General features: G+C 71.0%; 21 protein-coding genes. 9 read left to right on the top strand and 12 right to left on the bottom strand.

The genetic code is table 11. The features are described from left to right. Window positions 1–31 precede the first annotated feature (31 nt). The 6 genes from HHX31_RS12855 to HHX31_RS12830 all read left to right on the top strand — a co-directional run bounded on the left by HHX31_RS12855 (window position 32) and on the right by HHX31_RS12830 (window position 5343). Window positions 32–184, top strand: coding sequence for a hypothetical protein (locus HHX31_RS12855; RefSeq protein ID WP_211589646.1), 153 nt, complete (start codon window positions 32–34; stop codon window positions 182–184). After that, complete coding sequence (locus HHX31_RS12850; RefSeq protein ID WP_169948489.1) at window positions 172–1218, top strand: glycosyltransferase family 9 protein; 1047 nt, start codon at window positions 172–174, stop codon at window positions 1216–1218. The genes HHX31_RS12855 and HHX31_RS12850 overlap by 13 nt, the downstream gene beginning before the upstream one ends. A 63-nt stretch (window positions 1219–1281) precedes the next feature. Beyond that, window positions 1282–1797, top strand: a complete 516-nt coding sequence (locus HHX31_RS12845; protein ID WP_169948488.1) for a hypothetical protein — start codon at window positions 1282–1284, stop codon at window positions 1795–1797. Window positions 1798–2075: 278 nt separating this feature from the next. Then, window positions 2076–2534 (top strand): DUF6220 domain-containing protein, encoded by a 459-nt coding sequence (locus tag HHX31_RS12840; protein ID WP_169948487.1) that lies wholly within the window; start codon window positions 2076–2078, stop codon window positions 2532–2534. Beyond that, a complete protein-coding gene (locus tag HHX31_RS12835; RefSeq protein WP_169948486.1) occupies window positions 2531–4564 on the top strand; it encodes a multicopper oxidase family protein in 2034 nt (677 codons plus the stop codon). The genes HHX31_RS12840 and HHX31_RS12835 overlap by 4 nt, the downstream gene beginning before the upstream one ends. Window positions 4565–4719: 155 nt before the next feature. Next, window positions 4720–5343: an SH3 domain-containing protein gene (locus HHX31_RS12830; RefSeq protein ID WP_169948485.1), complete on the top strand. Its 624-nt coding sequence runs from the start codon at window positions 4720–4722 to the stop codon at window positions 5341–5343. A 130-nt stretch (window positions 5344–5473) separates the two neighbouring features. Here the strand turns inward: HHX31_RS12830 and HHX31_RS12825 are convergent, their stop codons facing one another. From HHX31_RS12825 to HHX31_RS12780, 10 genes are all read right to left on the bottom strand, one after another. Next, window positions 5474–6331: a carbohydrate ABC transporter permease gene (locus HHX31_RS12825; RefSeq protein ID WP_169948484.1), complete on the bottom strand. Its 858-nt coding sequence runs from the start codon at window positions 6329–6331 to the stop codon at window positions 5474–5476. Continuing rightward, window positions 6328–7245, bottom strand: a complete 918-nt coding sequence (locus HHX31_RS12820) for a carbohydrate ABC transporter permease (protein WP_169948483.1) — start codon at window positions 7243–7245, stop codon at window positions 6328–6330. The genes HHX31_RS12825 and HHX31_RS12820 overlap by 4 nt, the downstream gene beginning before the upstream one ends. A 16-nt stretch (window positions 7246–7261) precedes the next feature. Continuing rightward, window positions 7262–8434 (bottom strand): extracellular solute-binding protein, encoded by a 1173-nt coding sequence (locus HHX31_RS12815; protein WP_311931757.1) that lies wholly within the window; start codon window positions 8432–8434, stop codon window positions 7262–7264. Window positions 8435–8908: 474 nt separating this feature from the next. After that, on the bottom strand, window positions 8909–9466 hold the full coding sequence (locus tag HHX31_RS12810) for an ATP/GTP-binding protein (protein WP_249345944.1): 558 nt from the start codon (window positions 9464–9466) through the stop codon (window positions 8909–8911). Between the two features lie 22 nt (window positions 9467–9488). Continuing rightward, window positions 9489–9863 carry a DUF742 domain-containing protein gene (locus HHX31_RS12805; RefSeq protein WP_169948480.1) on the bottom strand — a complete coding sequence of 125 codons (375 nt, stop codon included), beginning with the start codon at window positions 9861–9863 and terminating at the stop codon, window positions 9489–9491. Beyond that, window positions 9860–10282 (bottom strand): roadblock/LC7 domain-containing protein, encoded by a 423-nt coding sequence (locus tag HHX31_RS12800; protein WP_169948479.1) that lies wholly within the window; start codon window positions 10280–10282, stop codon window positions 9860–9862. The genes HHX31_RS12805 and HHX31_RS12800 overlap by 4 nt, the downstream gene beginning before the upstream one ends. Beyond that, window positions 10279–12555, bottom strand: coding sequence for a nitrate- and nitrite sensing domain-containing protein (locus tag HHX31_RS12795; RefSeq protein WP_311931756.1), 2277 nt, complete (start codon window positions 12553–12555; stop codon window positions 10279–10281). The genes HHX31_RS12800 and HHX31_RS12795 overlap by 4 nt, the downstream gene beginning before the upstream one ends. Before the next feature lie 231 nt (window positions 12556–12786). Continuing rightward, window positions 12787–14373 (bottom strand): prenyltransferase/squalene oxidase repeat-containing protein, encoded by a 1587-nt coding sequence (locus tag HHX31_RS12790; RefSeq protein WP_169948477.1) that lies wholly within the window; start codon window positions 14371–14373, stop codon window positions 12787–12789. Further along, on the bottom strand, window positions 14360–15256 hold the full coding sequence (locus HHX31_RS12785; RefSeq protein ID WP_169948476.1) for a terpene synthase family protein: 897 nt from the start codon (window positions 15254–15256) through the stop codon (window positions 14360–14362). The genes HHX31_RS12790 and HHX31_RS12785 overlap by 14 nt, the downstream gene beginning before the upstream one ends. Next, entirely contained in the window at window positions 15253–16620 is a 1368-nt protein-coding gene (locus HHX31_RS12780; protein WP_169948475.1) for a cytochrome P450, read from the bottom strand. Before HHX31_RS12780 ends, HHX31_RS12785 begins: the two co-directional genes overlap by 4 nt. Before the next feature lie 574 nt (window positions 16621–17194). On the opposite strand from HHX31_RS12780, the gene HHX31_RS12775 reads away from it, so the two are divergent. Beyond that, the gene (locus HHX31_RS12775) at window positions 17195–18322 is read left to right on the top strand and encodes a cellulose binding domain-containing protein (RefSeq protein WP_169948474.1); all 1128 of its coding nucleotides are present in this window, start codon (window positions 17195–17197) and stop codon (window positions 18320–18322) included. 116 nt (window positions 18323–18438) lie between these two features. Here the strand turns inward: HHX31_RS12775 and HHX31_RS12770 are convergent, their stop codons facing one another. Then, window positions 18439–19353, bottom strand: a complete 915-nt coding sequence (locus HHX31_RS12770) for an SDR family oxidoreductase (RefSeq protein WP_169948473.1) — start codon at window positions 19351–19353, stop codon at window positions 18439–18441. Between the two features lie 116 nt (window positions 19354–19469). Here HHX31_RS12770 and HHX31_RS12765 point away from each other — a divergent pair, with 116 nt between their 5' ends. After that, window positions 19470–19673, top strand: coding sequence for an EF-hand domain-containing protein (locus tag HHX31_RS12765; RefSeq protein WP_169948472.1), 204 nt, complete (start codon window positions 19470–19472; stop codon window positions 19671–19673). Window positions 19674–19813: 140 nt separating this feature from the next. Here HHX31_RS12765 and HHX31_RS12760 read toward each other — a convergent pair whose 3' ends face one another. Further along, window positions 19814–20938: an FAD-binding oxidoreductase gene (locus HHX31_RS12760; protein ID WP_169948471.1), complete on the bottom strand. Its 1125-nt coding sequence runs from the start codon at window positions 20936–20938 to the stop codon at window positions 19814–19816. Window positions 20939–21034: 96 nt separating this feature from the next. On the opposite strand from HHX31_RS12760, the gene HHX31_RS12755 reads away from it, so the two are divergent. Further along, the gene (locus HHX31_RS12755; RefSeq protein WP_249345943.1) at window positions 21035–21688 is read left to right on the top strand and encodes a helix-turn-helix domain-containing protein; all 654 of its coding nucleotides are present in this window, start codon (window positions 21035–21037) and stop codon (window positions 21686–21688) included. Window position 21689: the final 1 nt, after the last annotated feature.

Genomic DNA, 21689 nt, shown 5'->3' with positions numbered 1-21689 from the left:
TGCCCTGCGATCTCAGGGGTATCAGCCGCGCATGTTCGCCCCGTCCGACCTGGACGTGCTCGTGCCCACGAAGGACAGGCCGGGCGTGACGCCGGCGGGCCTCGCGGCGCGGACCGTGGCCGGGTTCCGTGTCGTGATCTCCGAGTGCCACGACCACGTGTTCGAGCCGGCATGGGCGCGCTGATCGAGGGGGTGCGCCGCATCGCCGTGCTGCGGGCCAACGCCCTTGGCGACCTGGTCCTCTCGATGCCCGCCCTGGAGTCGCTGCGCCGCGCCTATCCGCAGGCCAGGCTGACCCTGCTCGGCACCCCCTGGCACGCCCGGTTCCTGCACGGCAGGCCGGGTCCGGTCGACGACGTCGTCGCCCTGCCGCCGATCTCCGGCATCTCCTCGGCGGAGAGCGGCCGCGAGGCGCCGGAGAGCCTGGTCAAGGAGTTGCGCGAGCACCGGTTCGACCTCGCCGTGCAGATCCACGGCGGCGGGCGCCACTCCAACCCCTTCGTCAGGGCGATCGGCGCCCCCGTGACGGCCGGGCTGTGCACGCCGGACGCCGTACGGCTCGACCTGTGGGTGCCGTACGTCCACTACCAGCACGAGACGTTCCGCCATCTGGAGGTCGCCGCGCTGGTCGGCGGAACGGCCGAGGCGTACGAGCCCGTGATCGCCGTGACCGACGCCGACCGCGCCGAGGTCGCCCGTGTGTACGGCGAGCCGCCGCGCGGCCTGGTCGCGCTGCATCCCGGGGCGCGCGACCCCCGGCGGCGCTGGCCGGCGCGCGCCTTCGCGGAGGCGGCCGACCGGCTCGGCCGCCCGGTCGTGATCACCGGTGTCGAGGCGGAGCGGGAGGTGGTCGAGGAGGTCGCGGCGGCGATGCGGCGGCCCGCCTTCACGGCGGTCGGCACGCTGACCGTCGGCGGCCTCGCCGCGCTGTACGAGCGGTGCGACCTGGTCGTCTCCAACGACACCGGCCCCCGCCACCTCGCCGCCGCGGTCGGCACGCCCACGGTCGGCGTCTACTGGTCGGGCAACCTGATCAACGCGGGGCCTCTCACCCGCGCCCTGCACCGGCCCCTGGTCTCCTGGACCGCGCGGTGCCCGGTCTGCGGCGCCGGCGGGCACGATCCCCGGGCGGGGCGGTGCCCGCACGACGAGTCGTGGGTGGCCGAGGTCACGGTCGACGCCGTGGTGGAACAGGCCTCGGACCTGCTCGGAAGCTGACCGTCCTGGGAGACCAGCGGACCGCAAGAAGCTTCCAAGTCCGCGATCCTAGGGTCGGCGGACATGAGCAAGAACCTCGTCATCGGCGGCCTGCTGTCCGCCGCCTTCGCCATGGTCCTGCCGGTCTCCTCGGCCCACGCCGTCACCAGCGACGCCACTTCGAGCCATGCCCTCACCGCTCAGACCGCTCAGGCCGCCGCGAACCGGGCCGCGGCGCCGCCCATCCACTGGGGTCCCGTGCGGTCCAAGTCCGGCCACCACGGCTACGCCGCGGCCGACGTGTGGCTCACCCGCTTCACGGCGGAGACGTTCGTCGTCTCGGGCACGCTGCGCGACCGCGACGCGCACAGCGGGCACTGCGCCTACGTCCGGGCCCGCTTCCACTACGTCGGCGGCGGCACCGGCTGGGCCCGGCCGAAGTCGACATGCGCGTCGCGCGCCTCGTTCCGGCTGTCGTCGGATGGCCAGGTCAAGCGGGTCGACGTGAAGGTCTGCGTGCTCGACAAACAGCGCCGTACGACCCTGAGGTGCCACGCCGACGCCATCACCCCGGCCATCATCGCGAACTGGCCGCAGTGACCCTACTCCCCTCGCGTTAGCGGCGTACGGCGCTGATCCGGCGGCGGTACACCGGGAAGCCTCCCCGCGTGCGACGACGCGGGCAGGGCCCGGCGGCCACCATCGAGACAGCGCGGGGCACGGCCTGCGCGGACCCGTGTACTCCCCCGGTGGTAGCCGATGTGTCCTCCGGCGAGGGACGCGTCCCCGGCCCACGTGGGACACGATCCCCATGGTCCCCCGTGATCCCCGTACACCCCCCGTGATCCCCGTGATCCGCTGACCGAAGGGAGCAAAGCGTGCGCAAGGTCTACGCCGCCATAGCCGGACTGCTGCTCGCCGCCGCCGTCTTCCAGATGTACCTCGCGGCCGTCGGCGCGTTCGACAAACCGCAGGACGACTCCTCGTTCGCCCTGCACACCATGAACGGCATGATGATCATCCCGGTGCTGTCGCTGGTCGCCACCGCCGCCGCCGCGGCGGCCAAGGCGCCAGGACGCCAGATCGGGATGACCGTCCTGCCCCTCGGCCTGATCATCGTGCAGTCGCTGATCGTCGTGGTCGGCAGGCTGTTCGACGACAGCACCGGCAACACCACGACCCTCTCCCTGGTGATCCTCGGCCTGCACGCGATCAACGGCATGGCGATCATCGGCGTCTGCGAGTTCGTGTTCCGCCGGGCGCGACAGCTCGCCTGGCCCAAGCCCGGCGCGCACTCGCAGGACGCCGCGGAGGGCCGTCCGGTTCCCGCGTCATGACGACCGGCCAGCTCATGGCGCTCGACCTGCTCGTCTCGGCGCTGACCGCGGCGGCGTGGGCGGGCGCGGGCGTGGCCGCCGCGGCCCGCCGTACGAGGACGACCGCGGCCCTGTTCGCCGTGGCCGTCGTCGCGTCCCTGGCCCGGGTCTGGTCCGTGCTCGCACTGGCCGGCGCGGGCTGGTGGTTCGTGCAGGAGAAGGTCACCGTCGCCCTGCCGTTCCTCTTCACGGCGGCGGCCGTGGCCACCGCGCTGGCCGGGCCGCGCGTCCTGCGCGCCGCCCGGCGGCCGGACGCGGACCCCGGCGCCGTGCGGGCTCCCGCGGTGGTGGTCCCGCTGCTCGGCGCCGGTTACGCGGCGGCGGCCGGGCTCGTGCAGACCTTCCTGATCGGCTACCCGGCGGACGCCGGCACCGCCCTCATCCTCCTGGCCGTCGTCGCGGGGGCCGTCCTGGTGACCTGGAGGGCGACCGCCGCGACCGTTCCCGGGCTGCGGACGGCGACGGCGGCGACCGCCGTGGCCGCCGTGCTCGGCACCGCGCTCGTGTTCGTCCCCGCGGAGGGGACCGCCGAGGCGGGGACGAGCCCCGCTGCCGGCGGCCACTCCGCCGCGCACACGTCCGCGTCCGGCGCGCAGGAGCCGGTCAGGTCCGTGACGACGCTGCGCGGTCCCGCCGAGCCACCGCCCGGCGGCGCCGTACGCAGGTTCACCCTGACGGCCCGTACGGCGACCGTCACGCTGTCGTCGGGCCGGAAGGTGGCCGCGTGGACCTTCGACGGCCAGGTGCCCGGGGCGCCGATCACCGCCACCCAGGGCGACCTCGTCGAGGTGCGGTTGCGCAACGCCGACATCACGTCGGGGGTGACGCTTCACTGGCACGGCTACGACGTGCCCTCCGGCGAGGACGGCGTGCCCGGCCTCACCCAGGCGGCCGTCATGCCCGGCGAGGAGTTCGTCTACCGCTTCGTCGCGGCCCAGGCCGGGACGTACTGGTATCACACCCACGAGGTGTCCGACCTCGGCGTGCGGATGGGGCTCTACGGCACGTTCGTCGTCGCGCCGAAGGGGGCCGCCCCCTCGGGGGTGGACCTCACGCTGCCCGTCCACACCTTCGCCGGCGTGACGGTGACGGGCGACCACGACCAGCCCCTGGTCCGGCAGGTCCCGCCGGGCACGCCCGTACGGCTGCGCCTGATCAACACCGACAACACGCCGCACCGGTTCACCCTGGCGGGCACGCCCTACCGGCTGGTGGCCATGGACGGGACGGATCTCAACGAGCCGGGCACGCTCGGCCGGGTGGGCCTGCGGCTCGCCGCGGGCGGCCGCTACGATCTCGCGTTCACGATGCCCGCGGGCCCCGCCGTCCTGCGCGCCGACGACCGCTCCGAGGCCGTACGGCTCGTCCCCGGACCGTCCGGCACGGGCGAGGGCACGGGCGAGAGCGCAGGCGGGGACACCGGCGAGAGCACGACCGCGGACTCGGGGGCGGTTCCCGGGCCGGACCCCGCCGCCGCGCCCGCGCCCGGAGACCGCACGGAGGACTGGCCTGAGCTCGACCTCACCCGCTACGGCGCTCCCGCCCCGACGCCTTACTCGGCGCGCGACCACTTCGACCGGGACTTCACGCTCGTCCTCGACCGGGGGATCGCGCTCGCCGGTGGGCGGCCGGCCTACGCGCACACGGTGAACGGCCGCGCCTTCCCCGACATCCCCACGGAGATGGTGCGGGAGGGCGACCTCGTCCGGCTCACCGTGGTCAACCGCGGCCAGGAGACCCACCCCTGGCACCTCCACGGCCACCGTGTGCTCGTGCTGTCGCGCGACGGCCGCGCCCCCACGGGCAGCCCGCTGTCGCTCGACACCTTCGACGTACGGCCGGGCGAGGTGTGGCAGGTGGCCTTCCGCGCCACCAACCCCGGGCTGTGGATGAACCACTGCCACAACCTCAGCCACGCCGATCTGGGGATGATGCTGCACCTGGCGTACGAGGGAGTGACCTCACCCTTCCACGGCTCCCACGGGGAGTGAGATCACCCTCTTTTCCCTGGTGTGTCGAGTAAAAAATCAGGGCGCCAATTCGACGGAGGTGTAAACGCAGAGTAATCAGATCAGAACTTCGGGTGAGCATCACTGACCCGGGTCCCCCCGGCCGGCGTGGGCGATGCCGACCGAAGGGAGAGATCGTGAAAGTCGTCAGAAGCATCGTCCCCGCGCTGGCGGCGTGGGCCGCCGCGGGGTCGATCCTCGCGGGCCATCCCGCACCGGCGGTCGCCGGCCCGGCCCCGGGTCCCGGTGACCCCACCTCGTCGGAGGCGTTCGGGCAGTTCGGGCAGTTCATGGACGCGAGCGGGCGAGGGCCCGGGGTCGTGTGCACCTACCGGCTCAGGGACGTGCGCAAGGGAGGCTTCCTCAACGTCCGCGACGGCGCCGGCCTGCGCCACACCCCCGTCGCCAAACTGCGACCGGCCGACGGGGGCTTCTCCGGAGCCTGCACCGCCACCAAGGGCTGGATCGCGGTGAAGACCGCCGGCGGGGCGTCGGGCTTCGCCGCCGCCCGCTACCTCCACAGGCTCGACCTCGCCGGGCGGCCCTCGCTTTCGTGCGTCTACCGCCTCCGGCACGTGCGCGAGGGCAGCTTCCTCAACGTCCGCGAGGGCGCCGGCATCCGCCACGCCCCCGTGGGCAGGCTGCGACCGGCCGGGGGGAACATCGCCGGAGCCTGCGACGCCACCCACGGCTGGGTGGCCGTCGACACCGCCGCCGGCATTCCCGGATGGGCCTCTGCCCGCTACCTGCGGAGGCTGTGACCCGGACGACGGGCTCCGTCCTGCCGCGTCCCCCGTCGCCGTCCTCGTCCCCGGTGTCCCCCTGGCCGGGGACGGGGGCCGCCGCGGGTGGTGAGCCCTTTCGGCCACCCGCCGCGGTCGTGCCCGTGGATCAGCCCTTGACGGCTCCCGCGGTCAGGCCGCTGACGAGCTGGCGCTCGGCCACGGCGTAGAAGCCGAGAGCGGGCAGCATCGCGACCACGATGTAGGCCATGACTCGTGAGATGTCCGTCGCGTACTGCCCCTGGAACTGCTGGACTCCCAGCGGGATGGTGAAGAGGCTGTCGTCGCTGAACACCACGAGCGGCAGCATGAACTGGTTCCAGCTGTTGACGACCGCGAGCACCGAGACGGTGGCGACCGCGGGCTTGGCCATCGGCAGCAGGATCCGCCAGAAGAACCCGAACGGCGTGCACCCGTCGAGGATCGCCGCCTCCTCGATCTCCCCCGGGATGGCCCGGAAGAAGCCGCGCAGGATGATGATCGTCATCGGCATGCCGAAGGCCGCCTGCGGGAGGATCACGCCGAGTGGGTTGTCGAGCAGCCCGAACATCCGCAGCAGCACGAACAGCGGCAGGATCGCCACCGCGAACGGGAACATGAGCCCCGCGGCGAACATCGTGAACAGCGCCTCACGCCCCCGGAAGGCGAAGCGCGCGAACACGTAGGCCGCCAGCGCGGACACCGCGACGACCACGAGCGTGGTCGCCACCGCGATGTAGGTGCTGTTCCACAGCATGCGCCAGAACGACGCGGAGCCGAGGACGCTCGTGTAGTTCTCCGGCACCCACGGGTCGGGCAGGCCCAGCGGGTTGCTCGACAACTGCCGGGTGGTCTTGAAGCCGCCGAGCACCCCGTACAGCAGCGGGATGCCGACGAACAACGCCGTGATCACAACGACCGCGTGCAGGGACAGGCTGCGCAGCGGACCGCCGGACGTCGGCGAGTGCTTGTGACGGTTGGCGCTCATCGCTGGTCCCTCAGCACGGTGCTCGCTCCTTCGAGGTCGCGGCGCATGACGTATCTCTGGTAGAAGAGCGCGAACACGAGACTGATGAAGAACATCACCACGCTGATCGCACTCGCGTAGCCGACCTGGAAGCGCTTGAAGCCGAACTGGAACATCGTGACGGCCATCGTCTCGGAGGAGTGCGAAGGACCGCCGCCCGTGATGATCCACACCAGGTCGAACAGCTGGATCGCACCGATGACCGACAGGAACACGCTGATGCGGATCGTCGGGCCGAGCAGCGGCAGCGTGACGTAGCGGAAAACCTTCCAGCCCGTCGCGCCGTCGATCTGGGCGGCCTCGGTGAGCTCCCTGGGGATGCCCTGACGCCCGGCGATGTACAAGATCATGTGGAAGCCGAAGTACTTCCAGGTCATGACGATGAACACCGACATCATGACCGTCGACGGGTCGGCGAACCAGTCGAGGGGGTCGATCCCGAACCAGCCGAGGATGTAGTTGGCCAGGCCCTCGGTGGGCGACAGGATCATCATGAACAGAACCGCGGTGATCGCCTCGGACAGGACGTACGGGGCGAAGAACAGCAGGCGGAAGAACGCCCTGCCGCGGATCTTCTGGTTCAGCAGCATGGCGATGCCCAGCGAGAGGGGAAGCTGGATCGCCACCGACAAGATGATCAGCAGCAGGCCGCGCCACAGGTCACCCAGGAAGACCTCGTCCGCCAGGAGGCGGGTGAAGTTCGCCAGGCCGACGAAGTCCGTCGGCAGCCCGCGCATGCCGTTCCACTTGAACACGCTCGCGTAGAAGGCGAGCAGGATCGGCGCCACGACGAGCCCGAAGAAGAGCACGAGCGCGGGGAGCAGGAACAGCAGGATCGTGGTGAACCCCCGGAGCTTGTGGCTCCGGGGTCTCATCGTCTTCACGCGACACTTACTCCGACTTCGCCGTCTCGGTGATGGCCTGCGCCACCTGCTCCGGCGTCTTGGTACCGCCGATCAGCTCGGCCACGGAGTCGTTGACCTCCTGACCGACGGCCGGCGGGTACGCCTGGTCGAGGTAGAGCTGGAACCCGGTCGCCCCGGCGAGGTTCTTCGCCACCATGGACAGGTTCGGGTCCGTGACCGCGTCCTCCTCGCCCTTCAGCACCGGGAGCACACCGCCGGTCGCGACGGCCTTGCGGTGCTCGGTGTCCTCGGTGAGGAACTTCAGGAACTCGATCGCCTCCGGCGGAGCCTCCGACCCGATCGCGTAGCCGCCACCACCGCCGAAGGCGTCGGTGACCGAGCCCTGACCGCCGTCCACGGCCGGGAAGGGGAAGAAGCCGAGGTCGTCGCCGAGGCCCTTGCCGGCGTCGTTCTGAACCGCGGGCGCCCACTGGCCCATCAGCTCCATCGCGGCCTTGCCGTCACCCATGGTCGCGGCCTGACCGCCCGGGTCGCCGTACGTCGCGCCGAGGTAGCCCTTCTGGAACGGCTGCAGTTCGGCCAGTTCCTTGAGCTTCTGCCCGGCCTGGATGAAGGCCGGACCCGTGAAGTCCTTGGTCTCGCCCGCCTGCTTCAGCGCGTCGAGACCGCCGATGCGCATGGCGAGGTACGCCCAGTAGTAGTGGCCGGGCCACTTGTCCTTGCCCGCGAGCGCGATCGGGGTGACGCCCGCCGCCTTGAGCTTCTTGACGCCGTCGATGAACTGCGACCAGGTCGTCGGCGGCTCGTCGATCCCGGCCTTCTTGAACAGCGCCTTGTTGTACCAGAAGCCCACCATGCCGATGTCGTCGGGGATGGCGTACGTCTTGCCCTCGATCTGGTAGGCCGACAGCGCGGCGTCGGTGAAGGTGCCGAGCCAGTTGGCGTCCTCACCGGACAGGTCCTTGACGAGGCCCGCGTCGACCTGCTGGCCGAGCACACCGCCGCCCCAGGTCTGGAAGATGTCCGGCGCCTTGCCGGACTGCGTGAGCGTCGTCAGCTTCGCCTTGAACGCCTCGTTCTCGTAGGGAACGCTCTTGATGGTGATGTTCGGGTGCTTGGCCTGGAAGTCCTTGATCGCCTGAGCGCCGTAGCTCTTCAGAGGGTCCGTGGTCCAGATATTCCAAAACTCGACGGTCACCTTGCCGCCGGCTGAGCTCTTGCTCTCGCCGGCGTCGTTCCCGGTACTACCACATCCCCCGAGGACCAGTGCCGACGCTGCCAGGAGCGCCACACCTCGCCGACTCAACTTCACGGTGGTTTCCCTTCTGGATTCCGACCGAAACTTTCGGCTTGCGCCCGATAGTTTCTGCGATGTGGCGTACGTTACAGTGGGGTTAGGCTCAGATCAACGGCTGTTGTCCACCTGTTACGCATGGTTGAGCGCGGAGGGCAACGCGATTGGCCCACAGCACTCAATCGGGATGAGTAGGCAGCAATCGGGCGGCAATAACGGACAGCCGAAAATGGGGTCCGGTTCAGCCCGCAGAGGTGGGCGGCGCGTCGGCGGATACGAAAACATCGCACGCCGCGAAACGTAAACACGCACAGACCAGACAAATGGCCTGCATGTAGATAAACCCGGACATAGCCGGGGTGAAGCCGCGAAGAAACGTCAGTGGGCGGTGGCGGTGGGACGCTTCCCGTACGCGTGCTTGACGAGCTCGATCAGGACTTCCTTGCCCGATTCCCGCTTACGCGCGTCGCAAAGCATGATCGGTACGTCACCGCCGAGGTTGAGGGCGAGCTTGACCTCGTCCAGGTCGAAGACCTGGGCGCCCTCGAAGCAGTTCACCGCGACCACGAAGGGCGTGCCACGCCGCTCGAAGTAGTCGACGGAGGGGAAGCAGTCGGCGAGCCTGCGGGTGTCCGCGAGCACGACCGCGCCGAGCGCGCCCCGGGAGAGTTCGTCCCAGACGAACCAGAAGCGCTCCTGGCCGGGGGTGCCGAAGAGATAGAGGACGAAGTCCTGCCCGATGCTGATCCGGCCGAAGTCCATGGCCACCGTGGTGGTCGCCTTCGCCTCGACCCCCGACAGGTCGTCCACGCCGACGCTGCGGTCGGTCAGCGTCTCCTCCGTGCGCAGCGGCCGGATCTCCGACACCGCCCCGACCATCGTCGTCTTGCCCACCCCGAACCCCCCGGCGATCAGCAACTTGATCGGCGTGGGCATCTTCAGGGGGGACTTCGGCGATTCAGAGAGCCCGAAGACCATCGAGCACCGCCTTGTACATCCGCTCGTCCAGCACGTCCATCTCCGGTTGGGGCTGCTGCACGGCCACGAAGCCCCGGTCGAACAGGTCTCCGAGGAGGACCCGGACGATCCCGGCCGGCAGATCCAGATGGGCCGCGATCTCCGCGACCGACAGCGGCCTGCGGCACAGCCGCACGATCGCCTGATGCTCGGGGTCCAGCCCGATCTCCGTCCCCGTCGTGGGCCGGACCGTCACCGCGAGCGAGATGAGGTCGAAGCGGTCCTGGGCCTCCGTACGGCCGCGTGCGATCACGTAGGGCCGGATGGTCGGCGCGTCGAGCAGGCGCTCCTCGTCAGCGTGCCACTCACCGTTCACAGGCGGACCTCGTTCCCCGTCGTGGTGCGGGCGGGCGAGGTGAGGTACTGCCCGACCCGCGCGACGAGCATGGCCATCTCGTAGGCCACCAGGCCGACGTCGGCGTCTCCCGCGCAGAGCACGGCCAGGCAGGCGCCCTGGCCCGCCACGGTCACGAGCAGGTAGGCCGACTTCATCTCCACGATGGTCTGCCGTACGGGCCCGCCCTGGAAGCGCTCGCCGACCCCGCGTGCCAGGCTCTGCAGGCCGGAGGCGACGGCGGACAGGTGCTCGGCGTCCTCCACCCGAAGGCCCTGGGAGCCGGCGAGCAGCAGGCCGTCGGTGGACAGCACGATGCCGTGCTCCACCTCGCGGATCCGTGCGACGAGGTCGTCGAGCAACCACGTGAGGTCCGCGGAGGCCGCGGTCTTGTGCGTCACGAGTCGTCCTCCTCTTCGCCGAGCAGCTTCGCGGCCTCGTATCTGCCGCGCCTCGTCCCCGATTGGAACGAGCCCATGATCGATCGGATGTCCTCAGGTGAGCGGTCCTCGTCTTCGTCCACCTGCTCGCGCCTCGGCTCCTCGGCGAGCGCGGGAGCGAGGTTCGCCTGCGGCACCCGGAACGGCAGGCCGGACGGAGTGAAGCCGCCCGTGGGCGTGAGCCGGTCCGGTTCGCCGCCGGATGGTGGAACGCTCGGCACGGGCCTGGGCGGTTCGGGAGCCCTCGGCACGGGGACCACCTCCTGCACTGGTTCGGGAGCCGCCTCGGGCGCGCCCACCAGGGCGATCCGCCGGGTGCCCGGCTCCCGATGTCCGGGAAGACCGCGACCGGTCTCCTCCTCGGGCTCGGCGTCCTCGCCCTCGATGACGAGGTCGCGCGGCAGCAGCACGATCGCGGTCGTGCCGCCGTACGGGGATGCCTTGAGCGACACCCTGATGCCGTGCCGCTCGGCCAGACGGCTGACGACGTACAACCCGAGCCTGGCGGTGCTCGACAGGTTGAACTCGGGCGGGTCGGCGATCCGCTGGTTGGTCGCCTCCAGGTCCTCGGCGCTCATCCCGAGGCCGCGGTCCTCGATCTCGATCGCGTACCCGCTTGCCACCACCTGGCCGCCCACCTGCACCATCGTGTACGGCGGGGAGAACGACACCGCGTTCTCGATCAGCTCGGCGAGCAGGTGGATGACATCGCCGACCGCGCGTCCGCTGAGCGCGGTCTGCCCCATCGGCAGCATGGTGACGCGGGTGTAGTCCTCGACCTCGGCCAGCGCGCCGCGTACGACGTCGACCATGGGCACCGAGCGCCGCCAGGCGCGGGCGGGGGACGCCCCGGAAAGGACGATCAGGTTCTCGGCGTTGCGCCGCATGCGGGTGGCGAGGTGGTCGATGCGGAACAGGTCCTTCAGCTCCGCCGGGTCCGACTCGCGCCGCTCCATCACGTCGAGCAGCGTGAGCTGGCGGTGCACCAGCGACTGCGTACGCCGGGCGAGGCTGAGCAGGATGTCGCGGATGCTCTGCCGGAGCTGGGCCTCCTCGACGGCGGTGCGGATGGCGGTCTCCTGCACGGTGTTGAACGCCGCGCCCACCTGGCCGATGACGTCGGGCCCGAAGTCCAGCGGCGGCGCCTCCGCCTTGATGTCGACCTTCTCGCCCTGGGCGAGGCGGGCGACCACGCTCGGCAGCCGGTCGTTGGCGAGTTCGAGCGCTGCCTCGCGCAGCTTCTCCAGCTGGCGCACCAGCGCCCGGGCGGTGGTGATCGAAAGGACGATCGAGGCGACGACCGCCACGAGGCCGAGCACGCCGGCCAGCAGGAGGCGGGCGAAGACGGCGATTCCCACCGGAATGGCCCGCTCGACCAGCGCGTCACCGGCGTTGATGATCACGTTCTGCAGCTGGGCCATCGACGCCTCCACGGCGCCGCGCCACTGCGTCTCGGTCACTATGGGCGGGCGGCCTGCCTGCCTGCTGAGCGAGAGCTGGTCCTCCAGCGTGCGCAGCGTCGTCACCGACGGCGACTTCTTCCACTTGTCCACCGCGGCGCGGTCCGCGGGCGGCAGGTCGGCCGCAGCCCGGTCGAGCTCGAAGCGGGCCACTCCCACCATCTGGATGAACTGCCGGTGGTCCTGCTCGGTGAACAGCCCCGACGCGAAGATGCCGGCCATCATCGCGTCCTCGCGGGCGAGCAGTTCGCGCGCCCGGCTCATGGCCGACAGCGTGCGCCCGTCCTTGGCGAGCGTGGCGTCGTCGAGCGTGGCGACCACGCCGTACATGGCGTCGAAGGCGTCGATGACGTCGTCGTAGACGTCCACCGTCCTGATGCGGTCGAGGCGTCCCGCGTCGATGGCCGACCGGGCCTCGCGCAGGCCGTCCAGCCGCCGCAGCGTCTCGTTCAGGCGGACCTTCAGCTCGTCGCCGGCCGCGAGACGGACCCTGTCGCTGCTCGACGACTCCTTCAGGACGCCGATCGCGGCGTCCGTGCGGGCACGCTGGTCCTGCAGTTCCTTGCGCGACACCCTGGCGGCGTCTCCGACGCGGACGACGGAAAGCCGGCGCTCGCGTTGCAGTTCCAGCAGCAGCGGCTCGCTCGGCTGGGCGATCCCGCTGTCGATGGTGGTGGCCCAGATGAGGTTGACACCCTCCCGGACGGTGACCCAGGCGGCGAACGCCCACAGGGCGGTCAGTGACACCAGCAGGGCCGCGACCTTGGTTCGCACACGCGAATTCCGGAAGCGCATCGATATACCACCCAGCGAAGTCAGAACGCCCTATCAGCGCGTTTACCGGCCATTAACAATTGCCCGCCATTTGGGCAGCCCGGGCTGCCCAGCGCCAAAGATCGCGCCGCGCCTCGCGCCACCCTAGCAAAAGGCTGGAAAACCGCTCAACCCGCAAGATGCGGCAGGGACATACCCGAATTAAGACGAAATTGAGATTACCCTACGCGATCATAGTTGACCGGCTTGTTGGACAACAAGTCCACTGGACTGTGCGAGATGCAGAGCGGCGAGCACGGCCGCGCGGACGACCGCCATGGGCAGATAGAGGTCTTTGTCGTGCCAGAGCGCGGGCCCGTCCGCCGGGTCGGCCGAAGCCAGCAGGTAGCGGTATCCCCGCCGCACCGCCTCCGCGCGGTTCTCGTCACCGTCCGGCAGCCCGGTCATGAGCAGGAGCTGCATCGCGTACGCCGTCTCCTCGGCCGTGCCGCCCCACCGGCCCCAGGAGCCGTCCTCCCGCTGGGTGTCCATCGCCCACCGCACGGCCGTCCGCACCGCGGCCGCCGACTCCGGCCCGCCGAACTCGTGCAGCGCGAGCGCGCAGGAGACCGTCGCGTAGTAGGGCGAGGCGTGCCAGCGGTCCTCCCAGCTCCCGTCGGGCCGCTGCCGCTCGCGCAGCCAGGCGGCGAGCCTGCCCGGCACCGCCGCGTAGCGGGACGCCAGGTCCGGCCGGGCCGCCGCGTACTGGCCGAAGGCGTCGAGCACGTGGGCGTTGACGCTGACCGACGAGCCCTCCTCGCCCTGCCAGGTGCAGAAGTGCGTGGCCGTCTCGAAGGCCAGCAGGCTGTCCGGTTCGTACGGCACGCCGAGGAGCGCCAGGGCGTACAGCGCGACCGAGGTGGTGTCCGCGTCCGGCGGCAGTCCCGCTCCCGCGGGCGTGCCCGCCGGCCCGATCGCCGCGCGCAGGTCGGCCAGCATCTCCGGCGGCGCGTCGAACGGGACACCCGCGCGGGCGAGCCAGCTCAGCACCCAGCCGCGCTCGAACACGGTGATCGGCAGGCCCACCGGCACCGGGCCTCCGTGCCGCACCGCCACCGCCTCCAGGTAACGCCGGGCGTGGTGGCCGGGGTCGGGCAGCTCGGATCCGCTCAGCCAGGCCGCGGTCGCCGCCGGTGACGCGCCGACCGTTCCGATCGAGGTCGGGCTGACGGCCGGGGCGCCCGCCGCCGACCGGCCGCCCACCTCCAGCGCGTGCAGGAGCTTGTCCGGCAGCGCGGCGCCGGACTCCAGGCGCTGCCTGATCCGGCCGAGCGGCACGTCGCTCATCCCCGCGGGGATCGGCAGGCGGCCGATCTCGCATTCGGGCAGACCGTCCAGATGCGCGTTGATGAGCGACACCAGCGCCGGCACGATGATCTCGATCGCGGGGGTGTCGGGCAGCGTGGCGGCGTCCGTCTCCGCCAGCCAGCCGGACAGCACGCGCAGCCCACCGCGGACCGCGCGCACCAGGACGTCCCTGTCCATGCCGCGGTCGCCCCGGATGAGGACCGACAGCAGCGCCTCGGTTGCGCTCAGGGTCGGGACCAGGCCGTACCCGTCGGGCACGCCCCACGACCCGTCGGGCCGCTGCGTCTTCACCAGGTACGCGACCCGGTCGTCGTGACCCAGCAGCCAGGGCGCCAGGGTGACGAGCCGCCCGGTCTCGTAGACGGACGGAGACACCTGGCCCCAGGGCCGGAACATCAGGTCCATCATCAGCTCGCCCGCGGCCGTCGGCACGTCGACCGGCCCGTCGAGAACACCATTACGCACGTTCACGCTCGCCCCAATAATCCGCGAGCCCGTAGAAGCCCGTGTTGAAACCGATCTGCCGTTCGAGGTAGGCCGCGGTGCGCCGGCTGCCCGCCCGTACGGGCTCGAGAAGCGTCAGGCAGCGGCGGCGGATCTCGTTCATCCTGGCCGTGACCTCGTCGACGCCCACGCCGAACGCCAGCGCGTTGGCGTCGCCAAGGGCGCGCTCCCTCTCGCGGGTGGCCAGGTCGTTGAGCAGGCGCAGATAACGCTGCACCTCGTCGCTGACCCGCAGGAGCTCGTCGATGTTGCCGAGCGTCCAGGGGTCGCCCGTCCTGATCCAGTGGGAGACGTTGACGAAGGAGGACCCGCAGCCGTCCGCGCCTTGGAGGTACTCGTCCAGCGAGACCGGCGCCCCCTCCTCCCTCCAGCGCCACTCCTGGACCATGGCGCGCAGCGTCCGCCCGAGCCGGTCGAGCCAGACCGGCCCGAGGGCCGGGTACGCGGGCTCCGCCGCCAGCTCGTCCCGGAGGTCGGTCAGGTAGCGCACGACGGCGGGGGCGTCCTGCGCCGGTCCTGCCCCGGCCGCCGCCAGGCACTCGGCGACCAGGGTCTCCACCTCCGCGCGGGAGCCGGCGACCTGGTCCACCAGGCGGTCGACCGCGAAGATCCAGAGAGAGGCCCGGCCGACCGCGCGCAGCTCGCCCGGGGACGCCCAGGGCGAGCCGAACGCGGTGACCATCGACACCCCGGCGAAGAACGCCGGATCGAACGGCCTGGCGGGGAACAGATCGCCGTACGGCGCGGCCCCGGCCTGCAGATCACGCTGACAGCGCGCGGCGAGCGCGCAGGTTCTGCCCAAATCCGCGGCGAGAGCGGTCTCCTCCCCCGCGAGTTGCTGAAGGATCATGTGCGGTTGCGCTCGACGAGCGTCAGTTTCACCTTCTGGTTCGGCCTCAAGGAGGAGGCGAGCCGCGGCCTGACCGGCCTCGTCGCGGTGATCACCGGGCGGTAGCGGCTCAGCAGGCTCGCCATGAGCAGCTGCGCCTCCATCATGAACAGGTGCTGGCCCAGGCACTTGTGGGGGCCGCCACCGAACGGGAAGTAGGACCAGCGGTGCCGGCGCTCCCGGTCCCGCTCGCGCTCCGGCGCGAACCGCTCGGGGTCGAACTCCTCAGGCCTGTCCCAGAACTCCTCGATCCGGTGCGTGAGGTAGGGGCTGATCATCACCGTGGACCCGGCCTTGATCGTGACTCCGTCGATCTCGTCCGTCTCCACCGCCTTGCGCGGCAGGATCCAGCCCGGCGGATAGAGACGCACCAGCTCGGACAGGAACATCTTCAGGTAGCGCAACTCGGGCAGGTGAGACGGCCGCACCGGCTCGGTCCCGACCACCTCGTCGAGCTCCTTGTAGATCCTCTCCGCCAGGTCGGGATAGGCGTCCAGGGCGACCCACACCCAGGTGAGCGCGGTCGCGGAGGTCTCGGTCGACGCGCCGTGCATGCTGACCATGTCGTCCCTGATCCGCCGGTCGCCCCGCTCACCGAGGTCGTCCGCGCGGGCGCGGCAGATCGCCGACACGACGTCCTTGCCCTCGGTCGCCGTACGGCGGGCCTCGTGGACCCGGGGGTAGACGACGGTGTTGATCGTGTCGATGGACCGGCGGAACGCGCGGTCACCCGGCAGCGGCACCGAGTTCGGGACGAACGGCATCAGCAGGCGCGGCCACGTGGCCGTCACCGCCACCTCGTACGCGGGAATGAGCCGGGCGATGTCCCCACTGGAGATCCGGTCACCGAAGAAGAGGCGGACGATCGTCGGATGGACGATGGCGGAGATCCCGTCGACGACGTCGAACGGCTCCCCGGGTCGCACGACGGCGTCGATCTGCTCCGTGATGATCTCGGCCATGCGGTCGGCCAGCGACTCGACGTACTTCGCGGTGAACAGGGGCTGCAGCACCCGGCGGCTCTCCTGCCAGTGCTCGCCGTCGGACAGGATGCCGTCGCCCAGCAGGGGGACCAGCGGATCCCAGAACATGCCCTCACGGACGTAGTTGGGCTGGTTGTTCCGCAGCACGTGCTGGACGTGGTCCGGGTGGGTCACCAGGTAGGGCCGGAAGGGTCCCATGTTGAGCTGGACGATCCTGCCGCCGGCCTGCGCCCCGACCTCTTCGAAGGCCGCTACCGGATCACGCGGGTGCTTCGCGAGGAACCGATAGAAGGGAAGAACGCCCGTGTTTCGGGTCGGCTTCGGATCAACATTGACCGACATTGGACTTGCCCCTCACCTGACGATCACGCCATTTGCGAAGTATCACATGATCTCCTCACATTGATCAACTATGCAGGTCAGTGGCATTTTCATACCGATGTGACCGCAGATGTGAGGAAAGTTGGATTTGTCGCTTGAGGCGTGTTTGGTGGGTGGCAGAAAAGGGAAAGGCCGGACCTCACGGCCCGGCCTCTCCCGACGCGTCGTCAGGTGTGACTGGTCACCAGCAGCGCGATGCCCACAAGGATGACGATGGGGATCAGCCACACCACGACCTCGCCGAGGAACTCCTTGTACATGGGGACCGAATCCTCTCGGTGACGTGCGGAAAGTTACCCAGAGCATATTCGGTCGGGCCTGACGTGGGAACACGGCACCACCCGCGGCGGCGCACGGCGGCGATCCCCGCCCCCGGGGACCGCGCGAGCCGGCGGCGACCCCGCCCGCGCCGCCGCCGGTCGCGGTGAAACGTACATGCGTACCCGCTGGTCAGGGGCCATGCCCCGGATCGTCCCTGGGTCTGGCGACCCGCCGCTTCTTACCATCGCGCCGGACGACACGAGGGAGAGACGCGATGGCGAAGAGGAACGCGGTGCTGGCGGCCCTGCTCGTGGTGTTGGGGTTGCTCGTCGCCCGGCCCGCCGAGGCGGCCACGGTGCGCATCATGCCCTTGGGCGACTCCATCACCGGATCGCCCGGCTGCTGGCGGGCACTGCTGTGGAACAAGCTGCAGAACGGCGGCTTCACGGACGTCGACATGGTGGGGACGCTGCCCGCCCAGGGGTGCGGGGTGCCGTACGACGGCGACAACGAGGGCCACGGCGGCTTCCTCGTCACCAACGTCGCCGACCAGAACCAACTCCCCGGGTGGCTCTCCGCGGCCCGGCCCGACATCGTGATGATGCACTTCGGCACAAACGACGTGTGGAGCAACAGGCCCACCAGCACGATCCTCGCGGCGTACGGCAAGCTCGTGGACCAGATGCGGGCGAGCAACCCGAACATGAAGATCCTGGTCGCGCAGATCATCCCGATGAACCCCGCGACCTGCTCCGAGTGCGCCCAGCGGACCGTCGCCCTGAACGCGGCGATCCCGGCGTGGGCCGCCTCGAAGACCACGGCGGCCTCCCCGATCGTGGTCGTCGACCAGTGGACGGGCTTCAGCACGAGCGCGGACACCTACGACGGCGTGCACCCCAACGCGAGCGGCGACCAGAAGATGGCCGACAAGTGGTACCCCGCCCTGTCGGCGCTGCTCGGCGGCGCCCAGCCGTCCCCGAGTCCCAGTGTCAGCCCCAGCCCCCGCGTGAGTCCCAGCGTCAGCCCGAGTGCCCAGCCGAGCCCCACGGGGACGCGGTCGCCGACGCCGTCGCCGTCGCCGTGGCCCCCGTCCGACGCCAAGGGCTGCGTAGCCACCTACAAGATCGTGAACCAGTGGGACGGCGGGTTCCAGGGTGAGGTCACGGTCAAGAACTGGGACAAGGAAACTCTTGACAGCTGGACCGTGACCTGGACCTTCGCCAACGGACAGCAGGTCACCCAGGCGTGGGGCGGCAAGGCCACGCAGAGCGGGGCGAGCGTGACCGTGAAGAACGAGAGCTGGAACGGCTCCGTTGCCCCCGGGGCGAGCACCACCTTCGGCTTCATCGCCTCCTGGAACGCCGCCAACCCCGTCCCCGTGACCGGCTGCACGGCCACCTGATCGCGCCGGGCCTGGCCGCCACGCCGAGGGCGGCCAGGCCCGGCCCGGCAGAGCCGCGTCCTCGGCGGTTCATGCCGACGGTGCGGCGGGCCGCCCGCGCCGCGGCGGCTTCGGCATCAGCGGTAGCCGGTGACGTCCGCGGGGAGGCCCCGGTCCTGGACCTCCACCAGGTAGCGCCAGCAGTCAGGACGGCTGCCGTCCACGTCGGTGAAGCCGTACACCTGCGCCAGTTGACCGCTGGACAGCGACTGCCCGTTCCAGCGGCTCGCCTCGGGGTCGGCGGCCAGGGCCGCCACCGCGCGGCCCACGAAGGCCGGCGTCTCCGAGATGGCGAAGTGCGGCTGGTGGGCCAGCGCGTCACGCCAGTTGGCCTCCGTCACCCCGAAGTGCTCCAGCATGAGCTCGGAACGCAGCCAGCCCGGCGTGAGCGAGACCGCCGTCGCGCCGTGCGGCGCGAGCTCCTTGGCCTGGGCGAACGCCATGCGGTTCACGGACGTCTTCGCGAGGTCGTAGAAGAACGAGACGCGGTAGTTGGCGGCGTTGTACTCCGCCGTGCCGTCGGTGACCTCGACCACCAGGCCGCCCGGCCTGCGGATCAGCAGCGGCAGCGCGTAGTGGCTGGTGATGATGTGCGTGTCGATCGCCAGCCGCAGGATGCGCAGGCCGTCGTCGAGCGAGTGCTCCCAGAGCCGGTCCTTCCAGCTGAACAGCAGCTCTCCGCCCCAGATGTCGTTGACCAGCACGTCGAGCGCGCCCTGCTCGGCGTCGATCCGCTCGACGAGGGCCCGCACCCGCTCGCGGTCGAGATGGTCCACCGGCACGGCGATCCCCCGGCCGCCCGCGGCGGTGACCAGCTCGGCCGTCTCCTCGATCGTCTCCGGCCGGTCCATCTCCGACCGCCGCTCGCGCGTGCTGCGGCCGGTCACGTAGACCGTCGCCCCCGCCGCGCCCAGCTCGACCGCGATGCCCCGGCCCGCGCCCCGGGTCGCCCCGGCGACCAGCGCGACCTTCCCCTCCAGGCTGCTCGTCATGAGCGCATGCTGTCAGACGCCACCGACAGAAACGGCTCTCGGCGGTTGACCGCGATCCCTGGGGGCAGCGCGTGCTTTCAGCTAGGGTGCTGATCGCGATCCCGGAGGAGGACGGCATGAGCGAATATGCAGCGACTTTTCAACTTATAGACGCCGACGGCGACGGGCGAATCTCCGCCGACGAACTCGTACGCCTGATGGAGGTGCTCGGCCGGCCGCTCACGCCTGAGGACGCGCAGAGCGCCATCGACAAGGTCGACGCCGACCGCGACGGCCTGATCGACCTGGAGGAGTTCGGCACCTGGCTGGGCGGGCGCTGAGCGAGCGGTAGGACGACGAGGAGTCCCGGGACGCGGCGCCCACGGGCGTCGCGAGCCGCCGCGTCCCCGCCCACGACACGGACGCGTCTGCCGGAGAGCGGGCCGCGCGCCCAGCAGGCCCTCCGGCAGCCGCCGCCCGGTCAGGAAGTGGCGCCGCCGCTGGTGCGCAGGCCCTTGGCCGCCTGCCGCTCGTGCAGGCCGAACCGCGCCTCCGGCTCCCGCCGGCCGTCCAGGATCTCCGCGACGAGGCCGGCGAGCGCCGGGGCGTGCTTGAAGCCGTGCCCGGAGTCGCCGCCGAGCAGCCAGACGCCGTCCTCGACCTCTGCGATGATCCACTCTGAGTCATCGGTCAGCGCGTACTGGCAGACCTGGCTGAACATCACCGGCGCTCCCACCAGCGAGGGGAACCGCCTGGCCAGGTAGGAGCGCGCCTGCTCCTCGGTGTGCCGCAGCACCCGCCTGCCGCCGGTCTCCGGGTCGTACGGCTCGCCCTCGGCGTCACTGGTGATCTTCATACCCATGCCGTCCAGGTCACCGTGCCCGTACGCCGCCAGGTCGTAGTCGCAGAACGCGGGCAGGGGCGGCGTGGTCCAGTCTCTGGGCACGCCGAAGTGGTAGGTGTCCTGCCGCGTCACCTTGACGTGTCCCGCCTCGTGCGGGAACAGCCACGGCAGCCACGCGCCGCACGCCCACACCACGCGGTCCGCCGTCAGCACCTCGCCGTCCGCGACGACTCCCGTCGTCCGCGCGTACGGCACGGCCCTGGCGCGGACCAGCCGGACGCCCACGTCGCCGGCCAGGCGCGCGGTCACCTGCGTCGCCCGCCTGGCCCGCAGCAGCCCGGCCTTCGGCTCCCACAGCGCGTACGCGAGGTCGTCGGCACGCAGACCTGGCAACCGCCGGGCCGCCTCATCCGGATCAAGCATTTCGTGAGGGATGTCCAAACTCTCCAGGACCCGGGCGCTGCGTGTCTCCCAGCCGTCGTGGTCGCGGGCGAACCACATCAGCCCCGACTCGACGTACAGGTCCTGGCCGGTCCTCTCCTCCAGCCGCCGCCAGGCGTCCCTGGCCTGCCAGGCCAGCCGGGGATACCAGTCGTCGGAGCCGTGCGCGCAGCGCAGCAGGCGGGTCTCCCCCGCGCTGGCCTGGCGCACGTGTCCCGGCGCGTACTGCTCGACGAGCGTCACCCGCCAGCCCTCGTCGGCCAGCCGCAGCGCCAGTGACGCCCCCCAGATCCCCGCCCCCACGACGATCGCCGACTTCATCCACGCTCCCTGATCGCGCCCGGAAACCACATCGCACGTAGGCTACGTAACGCGCTGATTTGGGCCACCGGTGGCCGGGGCGGTGATAATCAGAGCATGATGGCGGCCGAGTCGGCGCAGACCCTCGAACGTGGCTTACGGCTGTTGCGGCTGCTCGCCGACGCGAACCGGGGCCGTACGCCGACCGAGCTCGCCCAGGAGCTGGGCCTGAGCCGGCCGATCGTCTACCGGCTCCTGACGACCCTGCAGGCCGAGGGCTTCGCCCGGCGCGACACGCAGGGCCGCGTGCATCTCGGTTTCGGGGTGCTCGTGCTGGCCCAGGCCGTGCATCCCCTGCTGCGGGCGGCGGCGCTGCCCGCGCTGCGCGCGCTCGCGGAGCAGGCGGGGGCGACCGCGCACCTCACCGTGGCCGAGGGCGACGAGGGCCTGGCCGTCGCGGTGGTCGAGCCGTCCTGGACCGACCTGCACGTCGCCTACCGCGAGGGCTCGCGTCACCCGCTGACGCGCGGCGCGGCCGGGCTGGCGCTGCTCGCGCTGCGCCAGGGCCGTACGGCTCCGCAGGTGCACATGAGCAGGGGACATCTCCAGGAGGGCGCGCGGGGCATCGCCGCGCCGATCCCGGGTCCGCCATGGCTGGAGGCGTCCGTCGGGGTGGTCAGCTTCGCCTACCTCGACGAGGACAAGGTGGGCCCTCTGGTCCTGGAGGCCGCCCAGCAGCTCGCGACCGCCCTGTTGGAGCCCCCGGACTGAC

The organism is Microbispora sp. H11081 (assembly GCF_012999535.1).
Lineage (GTDB): Bacteria > Actinomycetota > Actinomycetes > Streptosporangiales > Streptosporangiaceae > Microbispora.
This window is presented reverse-complemented; position numbering and strand designations above follow the sequence as displayed.